This window comes from Streptomyces collinus Tu 365 (genome assembly GCF_000444875.1).
Taxonomy (GTDB): Bacteria; Actinomycetota; Actinomycetes; order Streptomycetales; family Streptomycetaceae; genus Streptomyces; species Streptomyces collinus_A.
On the sequence record NC_021985.1, the window covers coordinates 7222624 to 7238539 of the forward strand.

Below are 15916 nucleotides of genomic sequence, written 5' to 3' on the forward strand. Positions count from 1 at the left end.
CCGCCCCGCGCCCGTACCGTCCTCACGCCGCGCCGAACGCCGCGAAGGCCCAGCCCGTCGCCTGGTGGACCGGGTCGCCGGGCTGGGCGGCGCGGGCGTCGCGCAGGGCCTCGGCCAGGGAGAGGCCCGCGTCGAGACCCTTGTGCAGGGCGAGCATCAGCGGGACCACCGCCGCGTCGTTGACCGGCGCGCTGCTCGCCACCACCCCGGCGGTGCCCAGCGGCAGCAACGCGGTGACCAGGCCGAGGAGTTCGTCGGCGCCGACCGAGGCGAGGCGGGCGGTGTCGCAGCTGGACAGGATGATCCGGTACGGGCTGCGGGCCAGGCGCTCGAAGTCGTGCACGATCAGCGGCCCGTCGGCCATGCGCAACGCCGAGAACAGCGGGCTGTCGGCGCGGAACGTGCCGTGCGCGGCCAGATGGGCCAGGGTGGCGCCGTCCAGTTCGGCGAGCACCCGGGAGGCCTGCGCCGCCTCGCCCTCCAGCACGGTCGCCGTGCCGTACCGGTCGGCCAGTTCGGACACCTCGGCGCCGCCCGTGGCGAGGCCGGGACCGCGCACCAGGACGTGCCGGCCACCGGCCGGCGGCTCGGTCTCCCGGGCCCGCAGCCAGCTCCCCGCCGACGGCGACACGCTGAGCACCCGCTCCCGCAGCGCGGGCAGCAGCGCCCACGGCACCCGGTGCAGCGCCCCCGGCGGCACGATCACCACCGGCCCCGACCCCAGATGCGGTACGGCGCCGCCCAGCAGCAGCTCCTGGAGGCGCCGGCCCCCCGCCTCCACCAGCGGCAGCCGCGCCTCGCTCCCCGGGTGGGCGAGCCGCCGCAGCCCGGCCTGCACGTGCTCGGCCTCCGCCACCGCCTCGGCGAGCGACCCGCCCGCGAACCGCCGTACCCGCCCCTCACCGCACAGCAGGACGTGCACCCGGCCGTCCACGACGGCGAGTTCGGCCAGGCGGGCCGGGCCGAGCCGGTCCAGCAGGCGGCCCGCGTCGAAGCGGTCGCCGCCGCCGGGCGCGTCCCCGCGGATGTGGTGGGTGCGGGACCGGATGTCCCGCTCCAGCCTGCGCTGTTCGCGCTCGAGGGCGGGCACCGGGCGGCCCTCCCGGCGGGCCTCCTCCGCGCGGGCCGCGATCTCCCGGTAGGCGGTGAGGCCGGCGAGCAGCGCCGGGTCGGCGGGCGGCCGTGCGGGAGGCGTGGACAGTACGGTCGCCCGCCAGCGCTCGCTCCACTCCAGCAGCCGCCGCGCACCGCCGTGGGCGAGGCTCGCCTCCTGGGCGAGGGCGGCCAGTTCGGCGCCCTGCGCGGTGGCGCGGGCCCGCAGCTCGGAGGCGCCGAGCGTCATCCGGTGGTCGTCGAGGACGTCGAGGCCCCGCCGGCAGGCCTCCAGCACCCCGCGTCCGGAGCCGGCCGCCCGCGCCCGCAGGGCCTGCGCGGCCCAGCCGGTGACCCGGGCCGTCGGCGGACCGCCGTGCCGGCCGCGCGCGGCCGCCGTCAGGTGCCGCTCCGCGTCCGCCGTGCGGCCCAGCGCCAGCGCGATCCGGCCGGCCAGCAGCGACGCCTCGGGCGCGGCCGGCGAGCCGAACGAGGCCAGCCGTTCCGCGACCGCCGCCGCGTCCGCCACCAGCCGCCCCGAGCGGTTCCCGGCCGCCGCCCTCGCCTCGATGAGCACCAGCCGGGCATGGGCGGCCCACCAGGCCCGCCGCTGCGCCGCGAACAGCCGTACGGCGTCGGCGGCGCGGGCGATCGCGGTGTCCGGGTCACCGGCCGAACGGGCCGCCCGCGCGGCGGCGAGCAGCAACTCGGCCTTGCGCGTGGACTGTCCGCCGATCCGGTCCAGCAGCGCGATCGCCGTGTCCGCCTCGGCCAGCGCCTCCGGGGCGAGTCCCGCGGCCATCAGCACCTCGCAGCGCCGGATGGACAGCATGAAGGTGGGCGTGCCGAGCTTGGCGTACCGCTCCTCGGCCTCGTCCAGCAGGCGCAGGGCCACCGGGATGTCACCGGAGCGGAACGCGGCGAGGCCCCGGCTCTCCACCGCATCCGCCTTGTCGTGCTCCTGGCCGGTGGTCTCCCACAGCCGTTCCGCCGCCGTGAAGTCGGCGACCGCCCGGTCCACCGCGCCCAGCGCCAGGTGCACGGTGGCCCGCAGGGTCAGCGCCCGCGCGGTCCAGATGTCGTCGCGGACCTGCCGCAGCACCGGAAGGGCCCGCCGTACGTCCTCCAGCGCTTCCCGGTGACGCCCCAGCACCCACCACACGTAGGCCCGCCGGTACAGCACGCGGGCCCGGGTGTGCCCGCTGCCCCGGGCGACCCCTTGTTCGAACGACGCGAGTCCCTGGCGCGTGCGCCCCGCGTGCACCAGTGCGACCCCCAGCGTGGCGAGCACGTCGGCCTCCCGCTCGGCCGACTCGGCGCGCGCGGCCAGGTCACGGGCCCGCCGAAGATGGCGCAGGGCGATCCGCAGATCGCCGAAGTCCCGCTGCCAGATACCGATCACCTGGTGGGCGACGCTGGCGTGCAGCGGCGACGGATCGGTGTGCAGCACCAGATCCGCGCGTGCCCGTGCCTCCCCGGGGTCGGCGAACACCATCGGCAGCAGTTCGAGGACCGACTCGCTTCCCGCTGTCACCCCTCGCATGGTAGTGGCCCGCGCGACACCGTCACACGGCCGTCCCCTTCCGCTTTCCGCTGTACCGCGCCTGCCCGGGGGCTGTATCAATCGGTCGTCCGGCGACTCTCACTTTCGGACACCGTCTCAGGGGGAGGACACTCCATGGCACCTCAGCGATTCCACGAGCAGTTCCGCCACATCCAGCGTTCGATGCCCGATGTGGCCCTGGCCATGGGGCCGGACGACGACGGCCACTTCCTCTACGAGAAGGGCGTCGTCCTCGCCCGCGACGGCGCGGAGGCCCGCGCGGTCGAGGACGCCGTGCGCGCCCACTTCACCGAGACCCGCGGCCTGGTCCCCGACCACGTGCGCCGCGTCGGGCCGGAGACCAACCGCTCCGGTATCACCCGGATCCGGGTCGGCGACCCGGCCGAGGGCGACGACGGCGTCCCGCACGCCCTGCGCGCCCTCACCGAGGCCGAGGGCCGCCGGGGCCACCGGCTGGTCAGCCGCAACCACGTCGTGCACATCGCCGTCAACGCCTGCCCGGGCGACGAGCCCGTGCCCGCGCCGCGCGGCGAGCCGGCCAACCCGGCGCCGGAGGAGAGCCGTCACGACCCGGACACCGCCGTCGGCGTCCTCGTCGTCGACACCGGTCTGGTGCACGACCACGGGGCCTACCCGCTCCTCGCGCACACCACGGGCGACCCGCAGGTGAGCGAGACCGACGCCGACGGGCTGCTGCGCCAGTACGTCGGCCACGGCACGTTCATCGCCGGGATCGTCGCGGCCGTGGCGCCCAACACCGACATCACCGTGCGGGGCACCCTCAACGACGTCGGCGCCATCCTGGAGTCGGAGTTCGGCGGCAAGCTGTTCGAAGCCGTCGAGCAGGGCGGCTGGCCCGACATCATCAGCCTCTCCGCCGGCACCTCCACCGAGTCCGCGGTCGGCCTGCTCGGACTCGACGCGTTCATGCGCGAACTCCGCGAGCAGCGCACCCTGCTGGTGGCCGCCGCCGGCAACAACGGCAGCGACACCCCGTTCTGGCCGGCCGCCTACGCCTCGCTGCCGGAGTACGCGGACACCGTGCTGTCGGTCGGCGCGCTGCGCGGGGACGGCGCCTCCGAGGCGTGCTTCAGCAACCACGGCCCCTGGGTCGGGGCCTACGCCCCCGGCGAGCGCCTCACCAGCGCCCTCACCGGCTTCGACGCGCCGGTGCCGTACGTCTACCAGCACTCCACGTACGACGCCTGCCGGTTCGGCCTCGGGTACGCCTGCACCTGCCGGTTCCCGCGCCACACGGGCGTGCTGAGCGACACCGGCGAGAGCGGCACGGCCGAGCCCGACCAGGTGATGTTCGACGGCCTCGCGCAGTGGAGCGGCACCTCCTTCGCCACCCCGGCGGCCGCCGCCCTGGTGGCCGCCCACATGACGGCGCACAAGGAGCGCGACCCGCGCGCCGCACGCAGGCAACTCCTCTCCTCTCTCACCGAGTACGCCGAAGTGCGCGGGGCGCACGTCCCGGCGCTCCGGCCGCCCACCTGGCGCCCGGTTCCCGTCGCGCTGCCGGCGCGGTCCGCGTGAGGTCCGGGACCCTCCTCTCCACGGCGTACGATGACGTGCCGTACACGAGGGGTGGAGCCGTGGACCGAACAGAAGTCGGCGCGTTGGTCCGGTCCGCCGTCGACGGCGACGCCGCGGCCTGGAAGGCGCTGGTGGAAGGCATGAGTCCGCTGGTGTGGTCGGTCGTGCGCGCGCACCGGCTGTCGGACGCCGACGGGCACGAGGTCTACCAGACCGTGTGGTTCCGCTTCGCCCAGCACCTGGGCCGGCTGCGCGAGCCCGACAAGGCGGGTGCCTGGCTGGCCAGTACGGCACGGCACGAGTGCCTGAAGGTGCTCAAGGGGCTGACCCGGCTGACACTGACCGACGATCCGCTGGTGCTCGACCGCGCCAGCGAGGAGCGCACGCCGGAACAGTCGCTGATCGACGCCGAGGAGGAGGCCGACCAGGCGGAACGGGTCCGCCGGCTGTGGCAGGAGTTCGAGGAACTGGGCGAGCGCTGCAGGCAGTTGCTGCGTGTGCTGATCGCCTCGCCGCCGCCCAGTTATCTGGAGGTCTCGGCCGCGCTCGGCATCGCGGTCGGCAGTATCGGGCCGCTGCGCCAGCGCTGTCTGCGCCGGCTGCGGGCCCGGATGGACGCACGGGGGACGGTGTGAGCGGCATGGACGGGAACGGGCGGCCCGACGAGGGCTTCGACGAGGGCTTCGACGGGGGCCCGGGCGGGGACTTCGGCCAAGGCCCCGGTGAGGACGGGTTCGACGGCGACCTGCTGGAGGCGGAACTGCGCCGGGCGGCCGCCGAGCTGGACCCGGTCCCCGTCGAGCTACGGCAACTCGCTCTCGAGGCGTATGCGTTGCACGACCTCGACGCCCGGATCGCCGAGCTGACCTTCGACTCGCTCGTGGACGCCCTGCCGGTCAGGGGGGTCCCGGACGCGCCGCGGATGCTGACCTTCCGGGCGGGCGGCCTTTCGGTGGACGTGGAGGTGACCGAGGAGGGCCTGATCGGTCAGGTGTTGCCGCCGCAGTCGGCGCGCATCGAGGTGCTGGGCGGGCCGCAGACGGTCCGGCCGGTCCCGGTCGACACCCTCGGGCGTTTCACCAGCGACCACGCGCCCACCGGCCCGTTCGCGCTACGGCTGCGGGCCGGTGGTGAGGTGATCGTCACGGAGTGGCTGCGGGCGTGAGCCCCGGTCACCAGGTGACCGGCAGGGTCAGCGGCCCGCGGATCATCGTCTTGTGCCGCCAGCGCACGTCCTCGGCCGGGATCGCGAGCCGCAGGCGCGGCAGCCGGTCGAGCACCGTGTCGACGAGCAGCTCGGTCAGGAGCCGGGCGAGGACGGCGCCCGTGCAGTAGTGCGGTCCGTTGCCGAAGGCCAGGTGCGGACACGCGGCGCGGTCGGGGTCGATGCGGTCCGGCTCGGGGAAGACGTCCGGATCGCGGTTGGCGGCGAGGTAGGAGACGTACACCGGCTCCCCGGCCGCGATCCGGTGCCCGGCCACCTCCACGTCCTCCAGCGCGATCCGAGCGAGGCCGACGGTGCTGCGGTGCGGGATGTGGCGCAGCAGCTCGTCCAGCACGGGACCGCGCTCCGGCGGGCGGTCGCGCATCCGCTCCATCAGGTCCGGGTGGGTCAGCAGCAGGAACAGCATCTGCCCGCAGTTGTGGGTGACGGCCTCCCCGCCGATCTGCAGCGGTCCGGCGAGCCCGACGGCCTCCTCCTCGCTGATCTCCCCGCGGGTCACGGCGGCGCCCAGCAGCGAGTACACGTCCTCGCCGGTGCTGTGGGCGCGGTCCCGGACCATCGCGGCGATCCAGTCGTACAGGCCGGTCTTGGCCCGCCCGGCGGCCTCGGCGCCGCCCGACGTGGAGATGATCTGCCGGGTCCAGCCGTGCACCCGGGCCCGGTCGGCGGGCGGCACGCCCATCACCTCGCTGACGACCGTGAGCGGGAACGGCTCCAGCACCCGCTCCACCAGGTCCGCGGGCGGCCCGTCCGCCACGACCGCGTCGACCAGGCCGTCCAGGATCTCCTGCGCGCGGGGCCGCAGCCGCTTCATCGCGCTCACCGTGAAGGCCCCGGCGACCGGCTTGCGCAGCCGGTTGTGCTCGGGCTGGTCGGCCCAGGCGAGCGAGCCGGGGCGGGGCGCGAAGTGCGGGGCGAGCCGGGTCACCTGCCGGCGGGTGACCTCGGTACGGCTGAACCGGGGATCGTTGGTGATCAGCCTGACGTCCTCGTACCGGGTGGCCAGCCAGGCCCAGCCCGCACCGAACGGCAGCCGGATCCGGGTCAGCGGGCCCTCGCGCATCAGACCGGCGAGGACCGGGTCGAACTCCGTGCCGTCCAGGTCGGGCGGCGGCCAGTCCCGCACGGGCGGCGGGGTGTGGCCGGGGAGGACGATCTCCTCGGTCGGGCCCGCCACCCGCACGGGCGAGGGTGCCTGTCCGGTCAGCGTGCTGGTGTCCTCGGTCATGCCCACCACCCTCGTACGCCCCCCGCCCGCTGTCCTGCGGGAGTGCTCCAGCCGGAGGGCGGTACGCGGGCCGGCCCCTCGCGGCCCGCTCGGCGGTTCGTCTCCGCGCGGGCGCGCCCCGTCCGGGGGCCGTGGTTCGGCGCCCCGCCCAGAACCGTGGTCGATGCCTCGCGCGGCGCCCCGCCCGGGGGCCGTGGTTCTGCGCCGGTCCGAGTCCGCGGCCTGGCGGCTCTGGACGTGGGCCCGGGGTCGGCGCGCCGCTGGATGGTCTTGAGCAGGTGTGCCCGCGCGGGCGCTGAGGGTCGGCGCCCCGCCCAGGGCCGTGGTTCGGCGCCCCGCGCGGCGGCCCGCGGGTCCGGCGCCGCTCCGGGCGGGCACGGGTCCGCTCGTGGTCGTGCCCCGGTGCTCCGCGCGGGCAGGGGCCACCGCCCGGTGCCGCCCACCGGGGTCGCGGCCCGGCCCTACACCGCGGCCACCAGTTCGGCCAGGGCCGTGGCGAGCCGGTTCAGGCCGGGGCCGGGCGGGCCGCCGGGCTCGGTCATGTAGGTGTCGCGGCGTATCTCCACCATCAGCGCGCTCACCCGGCGGTCCCGGCCGTAGTACTCCAGCGGCACGTAGGTTCCGCTGAAGGGGCTGTCCAGCCCGGTCGCGCCGCACGCGGAGAACGCCCTGCGCGCCGCCTCCCGCAGCTCCGGCGGGGTGTGGAAGGAGTCCGTGCCCAGGCACACGGGGGGACGCGGCCCGGACCCGTGCAGCTCGTAGGGCAGCGCCCGGGCCGGGTAGGAGTGGACGTCGATCACCACGGCCCGGCCGGTCGCGGCGAGCCGTCCGGCCACCGCCTCCGTCATGGCCCGGGCGTACGGCCGGAAGTACCGCTCGACCAGCGGCCCGGGATCGGTGTCCGCGGGCCGCAGCTCGCCCCCGTGCGTGGTGCGCGTGTACACCGCCCCCATCCCGACGGCGAGCATCTCCTCCCGCTCGTCGGGGAACCGCTCCGGGTCGACCACCAGCCGCGAGAGCCGGTTGACGAACCGCCAGGGCCGCAGGCCGGCCGGCGCGGCCGCCCGCTCCGCGATCTCGGCGGTGTGCGCGTCGGTGATGAGGTCCAGCTCCCGCTCGAGCCCGGCGTCGTCCAGCGTGATCCCCGCGCGCACGTCCCCGGGTATCGCCCGCGCCGAGTGCGGCACGTGCAGCAGCACGGGGGAGCGGTCGTCCCCTGGCAGGAGTTCGAACGGCAGGGCGGACTCGGTCACGGGCTGCTCCAAGGCGAGGGACGAGGGACGACGACTCAGGATCAAGGTGCCACGCGCCACTGACAACGGACCCCGGCCGCACCCCGGGCCGCCCCGCCCCCTCCCCGCCCAGCCATCCGAGGCTCGCCCCCCACACGACCCCGCCCCGGTCGGATGTTCCGACCGGGGCGGGATCGCTCACGGACGAGGCGCCGAGGCCCCGGCCGGGGTTCAGCTCAGGGAAGCGAGAGCCTCGTTCCAGGTGGCCGACGGGCGCATGACCGCGTCCGCCTTCGCCTTCTCCGGCCGGTAGTAGCCGCCGATGTCGGCCGGCTTGCCCTGGACGGCGATCAGCTCGTCGACGATGGTCTGCTCGTTCGCGGCGAGGTTCTCGGCGAACGCGCCGAACGCCTTGGCCAGGTCGGCGTCGTCGGTCTGCGCCGCCAGCTCCTGCGCCCAGTACAGGGACAGGTAGAAGTGGCTGCCGCGGTTGTCGATGCCGCCGACGCGACGGGTCGGGGACTTGTCCTCGTTGAGGAAGGTCGCCGTGGCGCGGTCGAGGGTGTCGGCCAGCACCTTGGCGCGGGTGTTGCCGGTGGCCGTCGCGTACTGCTCGAAGGACGGCACCAGGGCGAAGAACTCACCGAGCGAGTCCCAGCGCAGGTAGTTCTCCTTGACGAGCTGCTGGACGTGCTTCGGCGCGGAGCCGCCGGCACCCGTCTCGAACAGGCCGCCGCCCGCCATCAGCGGGACGACCGACAGCATCTTGGCGCTGGTGCCCAGCTCCAGGATGGGGAAGAGGTCGGTCAGGTAGTCGCGCAGCACGTTGCCGGTCACCGAGATGGTGTTCTCGCCGCGGCGGATGCGCTCCACCGACAGCTTGGTGGCCTCGACCGGGGCGAGGACGCGGATGTCCAGGCCCTCGGTGTCGTGCTCCGCCAGGTACTGCTTGACCTTGCCGATCAGGTTGGCGTCGTGCGCGCGGGTCTCGTCCAGCCAGAACACGGCCGGGTCGCCGGTGGCGCGGGCGCGGGTGACGGCGAGCTTCACCCAGTCCTTGATCGGGGCGTCCTTGGTCTGGCAGGCGCGGAAGATGTCGCCGGCGGAGACGGTCTGCTCGATCACGACGTTGCCGGCCTGGTCGACCAGGCGGACGGTGCCGGTGACCGGGATCTCGAAGGTCTTGTCGTGGCTGCCGTACTCCTCGGCCTTCTGCGCCATGAGGCCGACGTTCGGGACGGAGCCCATGGTCGACGGGTCGTAGGCGCCGTGGGCGCGGCAGTCCTCGATCACGGCCTGGTAGACACCGGCGTAGGAGGAGTCCGGCAGCACCGCGAGGGTGTCGGCCTCCTGGCCGTCCGGGCCCCACATGTGGCCGGAGGTGCGGATCATGGCCGGCATCGAGGCGTCGACGATGACGTCGGACGGCACGTGCAGGTTGGTGATGCCCTTGTCGGAGTCGACCATGGCCAGCGCGGGGCCCTCGGCCAGCTCGGCGTCGAAGGAGGCCTTGATCTCGGCGCCCTCCGGCAGGGACTCGATCCCCTTGAAGATGCCGCCCAGGCCGTCGTTCGGGGTCAGGCCGGCGGCGGCGAAGGTCTCGCCGTACTTCGCGAACGTCTTCGGGAAGAAGGCGCGCACGACGTGGCCGAAGACGATCGGGTCGGAGACCTTCATCATCGTGGCCTTGAGGTGCACGGAGAACAGGACGCCCTCCTCCTTGGCGCGGGCGACCTGCGCGGTCAGGAACTCGCGCAGCGCGGCGACCCGCATCACGGAGGCGTCGACGACCTCGCCCTCGAGCACCGGCACGGACTCGCGCAGCACGGTGGTGGAGCCGTCGTCGCCCTTGAGCTCGATGCGCAGCGCGCCGGCCTCGGAGATCACCACGGACTTCTCGGTGGAGCGGAAGTCGTCCACGCCCATGGTGGCCACGTTGGTCTTGGAGTCGGAGCTCCAGGCGCCCATGCGGTGCGGGTGGGTCTTGGCGTAGTTCTTGACCGAGGCGGGGGCGCGGCGGTCGGAGTTGCCCTCGCGCAGCACCGGATTGACGGCGGAGCCCTTGATCTTGTCGTAGCGGGCGCGGATCTCGCGCTCCTCGTCGGTCTTCGGGTCGTCCGGGTAGTCCGGCAGCGCGTAGCCCTTGCCCTGGAGCTCGGCGACGGCGGCCTTGAGCTGCGGGATGGACGCCGAGATGTTCGGCAGCTTGATGATGTTGGCGGCGGGCGTCTTGGCCAGCTCGCCCAGCTCGCTCAGCGCGTCCGGGATGCGCTGGTCCTCGTTCAGGTACTCCGGGAAGACGGCGATGATGCGCCCGGCCAGCGAGATGTCGCGGGTCGTGACGGGCACACCGGCCTGCGAGGCGTACGCCTGGATCACCGGCAGGAACGAATGCGTCGCCAGGGCCGGGGCCTCGTCTGTGTAGGTGTAGATGATGGTCGAGTCAGTCACCGGGTGCTCCGCTCCACGTCTGCAACATTGCTCGACATCAAGATATCTCGTGACGGGGGTCGGCTCGACAGGGGACCCTCGGTCGAAAACGCGCCGAGATCATGCAACCGAAACCTCACTCTCGTGGTCATGACAAGCGATCGCACATATGACCGGCGGCCGGACCCGACCACCCGGCCGCCCGAGCGAAAGCTGACCATGAGATATCGCACCAGAGTGACGGCCCCGGCGGCCGCCCTGCTCGGCACGGCCGCGGCACTGACGGTGGGCTCGCCGGCCCAGGCGCTCGCCGGCGGCGGGGGGACGTCCAGGCGGAAGGCGGTGGGCCCGGGTCCGGAGACCCTCGGCGACCCCGTCTTCCCCACCCTCGGCAACGAGGGCTACCGGGTCTCGTCCTACGCGCTCGACCTCGCGTACGACGCGACGGCCCGGACGGTCGAGGCGACCGCGACCCTGCGGATACGCACCGACCGGCCGCTGAGCCGGTTCTCGCTGGACGCCCTGGGCCTGGACATCCGCACGGTGACCGTCGACGGCGCCGCCGCCGTCTTCGAGCAGGCGGGCGAGAAGCTGCGGGTCACGCCCGCCCGGGAGCTGGCGGAGGACGCCGCCGCCGTGGTGTGCGTCGCCTACTCGGCCGACCCGCGCCGCAGCCTCGCGCACACCGCCTGGGTGCCCACTCCGGACGGCTTCGCGATCTGCCCGCAGCCGAACTCGGCGCACACCGTCTTCCCGTGCAACGACCACCCCTCGGACAAGGCGGACTTCACCTTCCGCGTCACCGTCCCCAGCGGGCTGCGCGGCGTGGCGAACGGCAGGCTCACCGGAACGAGGACGCTGGACGACGGGCGTACGACGTACTCGTACCGCTCGGCGTCGCCGATGGCCACCGAGCTGGTCCAGATCACCGTCGGCGACTACGTCGTCAAGGACCGGCAGGGCCCGCACGGCCTGCCGCTGCGCGACGTCGTGCCGTCCGCCCGGGCCGCCGCCCTCGAACCGGCGCTCGCGCTCACCCCCGACCTGGTGGCCTGGCTGGAGAACCGCCTCGGCATGGCGTTCCCGTTCGAGACGTACGGCCTGCTGCCGTGCAACTCCGATGACGCCCATGCCTTCGACTTCACCGGCCTGGAGACGCAGACCCTCACGCTGTACAAGCCGAACTTCCTGCTCCAGGAGGAGAAGAAGATCGGCTCGCACATGATGCACGAGCTGGTCCACTCCTACTTCGGCAACCTGGTCAGCCCCGCGAGCTGGTCGGACCTGTGGCTGAACGAGGGCCACGCCGACTTCTACGGGCTGCTGTACCGCTACGAGCGCGGCTGGGCCGACTCGCTGGGCCTGACCACCATGGAAGCCCGGATGAAGGACACCTACGCCCGCGGCGACCAGTGGCGGCACGACTCCGGCCCGGTGGCCTCGCCGAACGAGGCCAACCTGTTCGACAGCCAGCGGTACCTGGGCGGCGTGCTCACCCTGTACGCCTTCCGGGAGCAGGTCGGCGAGCAGGTCTTCAACGCCGTCGAGGGCGCCTTCCTGGAGCGCTTCCGCAACTGCTCGGCGTCCACCGACGACTACATCGCGGTCGCCACGGAGGTCTCGGGACAGGACCAGTCGGGCTTCCTGCGCGACTGGCTGTACGGCACGAAGACCCCGCGCATGCCCGGCCACCCCGACTGGACGGTGACCCCGGTCGCCTCGGCGCTCGCGGCGCCGCACAGCAAGCGCGGCGGCCACCGGCACGACAACTCGGCCACGCTCTGATCAGCCGTGGCGGGCGGAGCCGGGCCCGGCTCCGCCCGCCACCTCGCGCTCGATCCACCGGCAGATCACGTCCACCACGTACACGTGCTCCGCGCGGCTCAGCTCCCGGCCCCGGGGAATCCCGTGCCAGCGCTGGAGGCATCCCCGGCAGCACGTGGCGGTGGCGTGCTGGGCGACGAACACCGGGTGCCCCCGGTACGGGGTCTGCTTGCCGTCCTTGGCCGGCGCGGCCGGGGCCAGCCGGCGGGCGACCAGGTCGTAGGCGTGCCACCGCACGGTCGCCGCGCCCCTGAGCTCGGCGGTGGCCAGATCCCGCCCGCGCAGGCGGAACCGGGCCCCGAAGGGCCGCCGGCGCGCGATGTCCTCGAGCCGCCGGTCGAGGGCCGGGCCGCTGGGAAGGGGACCGGACGGGTCCGGGGGAACGGGCGGGAACGGGGGAACGGTCATGACGGTCCGATGATACGTCCGGTCTGCGACGGTATCGGCGGCCGGCGGCCGGAGGCCCGGGCACGAGACCCTCACGGCAGACCCGGCCCCCGGCGCCCGCTGGGGCAGATCCGGCCCCCGGCGCCCCGCGCTCCCTACGGCCGGTCCTGCCCCGCGCTCCCTACGGCAGGTCCTGCCCCGCCCGCTGTTGCGGTATCACCACCGCGCCCTGCTGCAGGGCCACCGTCCTGGTCGGGGCCGGGATGCTGATGCCCTCCTCGCGGTAGCGGCGGTGCAGACGCTTGATGAACTCGTGCTTGACGCGGTACTGGTCGCTGAACTCGCCGACGCCGAGGATCACCGTGAAGCCGATGCGGGAGTCCCCGAAGGTGTGGAAGCGGATGGCGGGCTCGTGGTCCGGGACCGCGCCGGTGATCTCGGTCATGGTCTCGGCGACCACCTCCGCCGTCACCCGCTCGACCTGGTCCAGGTCCGCGTCGTAGCTCACGCCCACCTGCACCAGTACCGTCAACTGCTGCTCGGGACGGGTGAAGTTGGTCATGTTCGACTTGGCGAGCTGGCCGTTGGGGACCACCACCAGGTTGTTGGAGAGCTGACGCACCGTCGTCTGGCGCCAGTTGATGTCCACCACGTAGCCCTCCTCACCGCTGCTCAGCCGGATGTAGTCGCCCGGCTGCACGGTCTTGGAGGCGAGGATGTGGACGCCCGCGAACAGGTTGGCGAGGGTGTCCTGCAGGGCCAGCGCCACGGCCAGACCGCCGACGCCCAGGGCGGTGAGCAGGGGTGCGATGGAGATGCCGAGCGTCTGCAGCACCACCAGGAAGCCGATGGCGAGCACCAGGACCCGGGTGATGTTCACGAAGATGGTGGCCGAGCCCGCCACGCCGGAGCGGGACTGGGTGACCGAGCGGACCAGACCCGCGATCACCCGGGCCGCCGAGACGGTCACCACGAGGATCAGCCACACCTGGAGGAACTGGTCGACGTGGTGCCGGACGGTCCGGGTCAGCGGCAGCGCCACCGCGGCCGCCGCCGCGCCGCCCGCGATCGCCGCCCAGGGGACCACCGAGCGCAGCGCGTCCACGATGACGTCGTCGCCGCTCCAGCGGGTCCGCTCGGCGTGCCCCGCGAGCCAGCGCAGCAGCATGCGCGACAGGAAGGCGAGCACCAGGCCCGCGGCCAGGGTGATGCCGGCGAGGACGAGGTCGTCCAGGGTCAGCGAGCGGTTCACCGGTCACCTCCGGGAGGCAAGACCGTCGCGGCCGTCCTGAAGTGAGATGTCGTCACGTTGCCACCTGCTCGATGTCCGGAATGTGCGAACGCCCGACCCCGGCGTCGTCGACGAGCGGGCGAACGCTCATCCTGCCGTATCCGGAAGGGCGGTTCGCACCCGGACGGGGGAGCTCCGGACGAGGTTCCTCACACGTCCGGGTGGGATCCGTGCCGTCCGGCGCCGGCCGCGAACCGGGCCGCCCCCTCGAATCCCGTCGTCAACACGGCCATCCCGTGCCGCAGTTCACCCCGCATCGCCGTCTCCTCGCCCAGCCCCTCCTGTTCCAGCACGGAGGCGCGGTCGCCGCGCAGGCACGCCTGGGGGAAGCGGGCGACGGCCGCCGCGAGTTCCTCGGCCGCGGCGCGGACCCCGCCGGTGGGCACGAGGCGGTCGGCGAGGCCGATGGCGTGGGCCTCGGCGGCCGGGACCGGGCGGCCGGTCAGGATCATGTCCATCGCCCGGCCGGTGCCGATCAGCCGGGGCAGCCGTACCGTGCCCCCGTCGATCAGCGGCACGCCCCAGCGGCGGCAGTACACCCCGAACACGGCGTCCTCCTCCGCGACCCGCAGATCGCACCACAGGGCCAGTTCGAGACCGCCCGCGACGGCGTGCCCGGCGACGGCGGCGATCACCGGCTTCGACAGCCGCATCCGGGTCGGCCCCATCGGCCCGTCGCCCTCCTCGGCGACCCGGTTGCGCCGCTCGCCGCCCATCGCCTTCAGGTCGGCGCCCGCGCAGAACGTGCCGCCCTCGCCCCACAGCACCGCCACCCGGGCCCGGTCGTCCGCCTCGAACTCCCGGAAGGCGGCCGCCAGTTCCGCCGCCGTCGGGCCGTCGACCGCGTTGCGGACCTCCGGGCGGGACAGGACGACCGTGGTGACGTGCTCCTTGCGCTCCACGCGTACCGGCACGGCGGGCACTCCTTCTCGGGCTGCGGCTCGGACGGCCACTGTGCCTCAGATGACCTTCAGCCGCACCAGCGCCCCCAGGGCGAGCGCGCCCGGCAGCAGGGGCACCCACACCGTGATCACCCGGTAGGCCAGCACCACCGCCGTGGCCACCGCGGCCGGGCCACCCACCGCGACCAGCGCCACGATCAGCGCGGCCTCGACCGAGCCGAGCCCGCCCGGCGTCGGCACCAGGGCCACCGCGGCGGTCGCCGCCAGGTACGCGAGCGCCATGTGCGCGGGCGGCACCGGCAGCCGCAGCGCCTGCCCGACCGCGGCGAGACCGGTCGCCTGGAGCGCCGGGAAGGCCAGCGAACCGCCCCACAGGGCCAGGGCGCGGGCCGGCCGCGTGTGCACCGAGCGTGCCTCGCCCAGGGCGTCGCGCAGGAAGCCGGCGACCGCCCGGCGCAGCCGCCGTACCCGGCACAGCGCCACCGCCGCCGCGACGGCCGGCGCGGCGGCCCCGAGCAGCAGCGGGACGGGCGAACCGCCCGGCAGCAGGGTGCCGAGCCGCAGCGCGTGCGGGAAGACGGCCAGCAGCACCGCCAGCAGCCCCAGCCGGCCCACGCACTCCGCCAGCAGGTACAGCGCGAGCGCGGCCGAGGACCGGGCGAGCGGCACCCCGCACACCGTCATGAAACGCAGGTTCACCGCCCCCGCGCCGAGGCCGGTGGGCAGCAGGTGGTTGGCCGCGCCGGCCGCGAACTGGGTGGCCAGCAACCGCCCCTTCGGCAGCGGCTGCACCACCGCGCCCTGCCGGGTGAACGCCGCCGCGACCCAGGTCAGACAGGTCGCGCCGGCCGCCGCCAGCAGCCACGGCCAGGACGCCGTGCGCAACTGGCCGAAACCCTCCGCCAGCACCGAGCGGTGCCGTACCGCGACCACCCCGACGAGCACGAGCGGCACCAGGCACAGCACCCGGCGGACGGGAACCCGCCGGGGGAGCCGTCCCCGGGGCACGCCGGGACTTCGCAGGGCTGTCACACCGGGGAAGGTTCTCCGCGCCGCGTCAACGGCGGGTGGCGCGGGCGCGGACGGCGGCTTACGGACCGGCAGCGGGTCGGGGGCGGGCGCCGGCCCGTGAGGCGCCGGACGCGGACGCGTCACCCCCGGACCGGGCGGAGCGGGGCGTTGCTTGACCTCAAGGCCGCTTG

12 protein-coding genes are annotated in these 15916 nt (G+C 74.4%); 4 read left to right on the forward strand and 8 right to left on the reverse strand.

Going from position 1 to position 15916, the window contains the following annotated elements:
• Positions 1-22: 22 nt before the first annotated feature.
• Positions 23-2635: a CHAT domain-containing protein gene (locus B446_RS31350; protein ID WP_106960637.1), complete on the reverse strand. Its 2613-nt coding sequence runs from the start codon at positions 2633-2635 to the stop codon at positions 23-25.
• A 135-nt stretch (positions 2636-2770) separates the two neighbouring features.
• On the opposite strand from B446_RS31350, the gene B446_RS31355 reads away from it, so the two are divergent.
• The 3 genes from B446_RS31355 to B446_RS31365 are packed head-to-tail and all read left to right on the forward strand — an operon-like array spanning position 2771 to position 5360.
• Positions 2771-4195: a S8/S53 family peptidase gene (locus tag B446_RS31355; RefSeq protein WP_020943464.1), complete on the forward strand. Its 1425-nt coding sequence runs from the start codon at positions 2771-2773 to the stop codon at positions 4193-4195.
• Between the two features lie 59 nt (positions 4196-4254).
• Complete coding sequence (locus B446_RS31360; protein WP_043476813.1) at positions 4255-4830, forward strand: RNA polymerase sigma factor; 576 nt, start codon at positions 4255-4257, stop codon at positions 4828-4830.
• A 5-nt stretch (positions 4831-4835) separates the two neighbouring features.
• Positions 4836-5360: a hypothetical protein gene (locus B446_RS31365; protein ID WP_043476816.1), complete on the forward strand. Its 525-nt coding sequence runs from the start codon at positions 4836-4838 to the stop codon at positions 5358-5360.
• A gap of 7 nt (positions 5361-5367) precedes the next feature.
• On the opposite strand, the gene B446_RS31370 is transcribed toward B446_RS31365, so the two are convergent.
• The 3 genes from B446_RS31370 to B446_RS31380 form a co-directional block, all read right to left on the reverse strand.
• Complete coding sequence (locus tag B446_RS31370; RefSeq protein ID WP_020943467.1) at positions 5368-6648, reverse strand: cytochrome P450; 1281 nt, start codon at positions 6646-6648, stop codon at positions 5368-5370.
• Positions 6649-7109: 461 nt separating this feature from the next.
• Positions 7110-7901, reverse strand: coding sequence for an N-formylglutamate amidohydrolase (locus B446_RS31375; protein ID WP_020943468.1), 792 nt, complete (start codon positions 7899-7901; stop codon positions 7110-7112).
• Positions 7902-8111: 210 nt separating this feature from the next.
• The gene (locus B446_RS31380) at positions 8112-10331 is read right to left on the reverse strand and encodes an NADP-dependent isocitrate dehydrogenase (protein ID WP_020943469.1); all 2220 of its coding nucleotides are present in this window, start codon (positions 10329-10331) and stop codon (positions 8112-8114) included.
• A gap of 198 nt (positions 10332-10529) precedes the next feature.
• Between B446_RS31380 and B446_RS31385 the strand changes: the two genes are divergently transcribed.
• Positions 10530-12095: a M1 family metallopeptidase gene (locus B446_RS31385; RefSeq protein WP_043476818.1), complete on the forward strand. Its 1566-nt coding sequence runs from the start codon at positions 10530-10532 to the stop codon at positions 12093-12095.
• Here the strand turns inward: B446_RS31385 and B446_RS31390 are convergent, their stop codons facing one another.
• The 4 genes from B446_RS31390 to B446_RS31405 all read right to left on the reverse strand — a co-directional run bounded on the left by B446_RS31390 (position 12096) and on the right by B446_RS31405 (position 15746).
• The gene (locus B446_RS31390; RefSeq protein WP_020943471.1) at positions 12096-12542 is read right to left on the reverse strand and encodes a DUF4186 family protein; all 447 of its coding nucleotides are present in this window, start codon (positions 12540-12542) and stop codon (positions 12096-12098) included.
• A gap of 160 nt (positions 12543-12702) precedes the next feature.
• Positions 12703-13773, reverse strand: coding sequence for a mechanosensitive ion channel family protein (locus tag B446_RS31395; RefSeq protein WP_020943472.1), 1071 nt, complete (start codon positions 13771-13773; stop codon positions 12703-12705).
• A 188-nt stretch (positions 13774-13961) separates the two neighbouring features.
• Entirely contained in the window at positions 13962-14726 is a 765-nt protein-coding gene (locus tag B446_RS31400) for a crotonase/enoyl-CoA hydratase family protein (RefSeq protein ID WP_020943473.1), read from the reverse strand.
• Between the two features lie 45 nt (positions 14727-14771).
• On the reverse strand, positions 14772-15746 hold the full coding sequence (locus B446_RS31405) for a lysylphosphatidylglycerol synthase transmembrane domain-containing protein (protein WP_078614847.1): 975 nt from the start codon (positions 15744-15746) through the stop codon (positions 14772-14774).
• Between the last annotated feature and the right edge of the window lie 170 nt (positions 15747-15916).

Bases quoted from the DNA above. Each gene is read 5' to 3' on its own strand.
- B446_RS31355 (WP_020943464.1), top strand. From the start codon at position 2,771: ATGGCACCTCAGCGATTCCACGAGCAGTTCCGCCACATCCAGCGTTCG.
- B446_RS31365 (WP_043476816.1), top strand. From the start codon at position 4,836: ATGGACGGGAACGGGCGGCCCGACGAGGGCTTCGACGAGGGCTTCGAC.
- B446_RS31370 (WP_020943467.1), bottom strand. From the start codon at position 6,648: ATGACCGAGGACACCAGCACGCTGACCGGACAGGCACCCTCGCCCGTG.
- B446_RS31390 (WP_020943471.1), bottom strand. From the start codon at position 12,542: ATGACCGTTCCCCCGTTCCCGCCCGTTCCCCCGGACCCGTCCGGTCCC.
- B446_RS31350 (WP_106960637.1), bottom strand. From the start codon at position 2,635: ATGCGAGGGGTGACAGCGGGAAGCGAGTCGGTCCTCGAACTGCTGCCG.
- B446_RS31385 (WP_043476818.1), top strand. From the start codon at position 10,530: ATGAGATATCGCACCAGAGTGACGGCCCCGGCGGCCGCCCTGCTCGGC.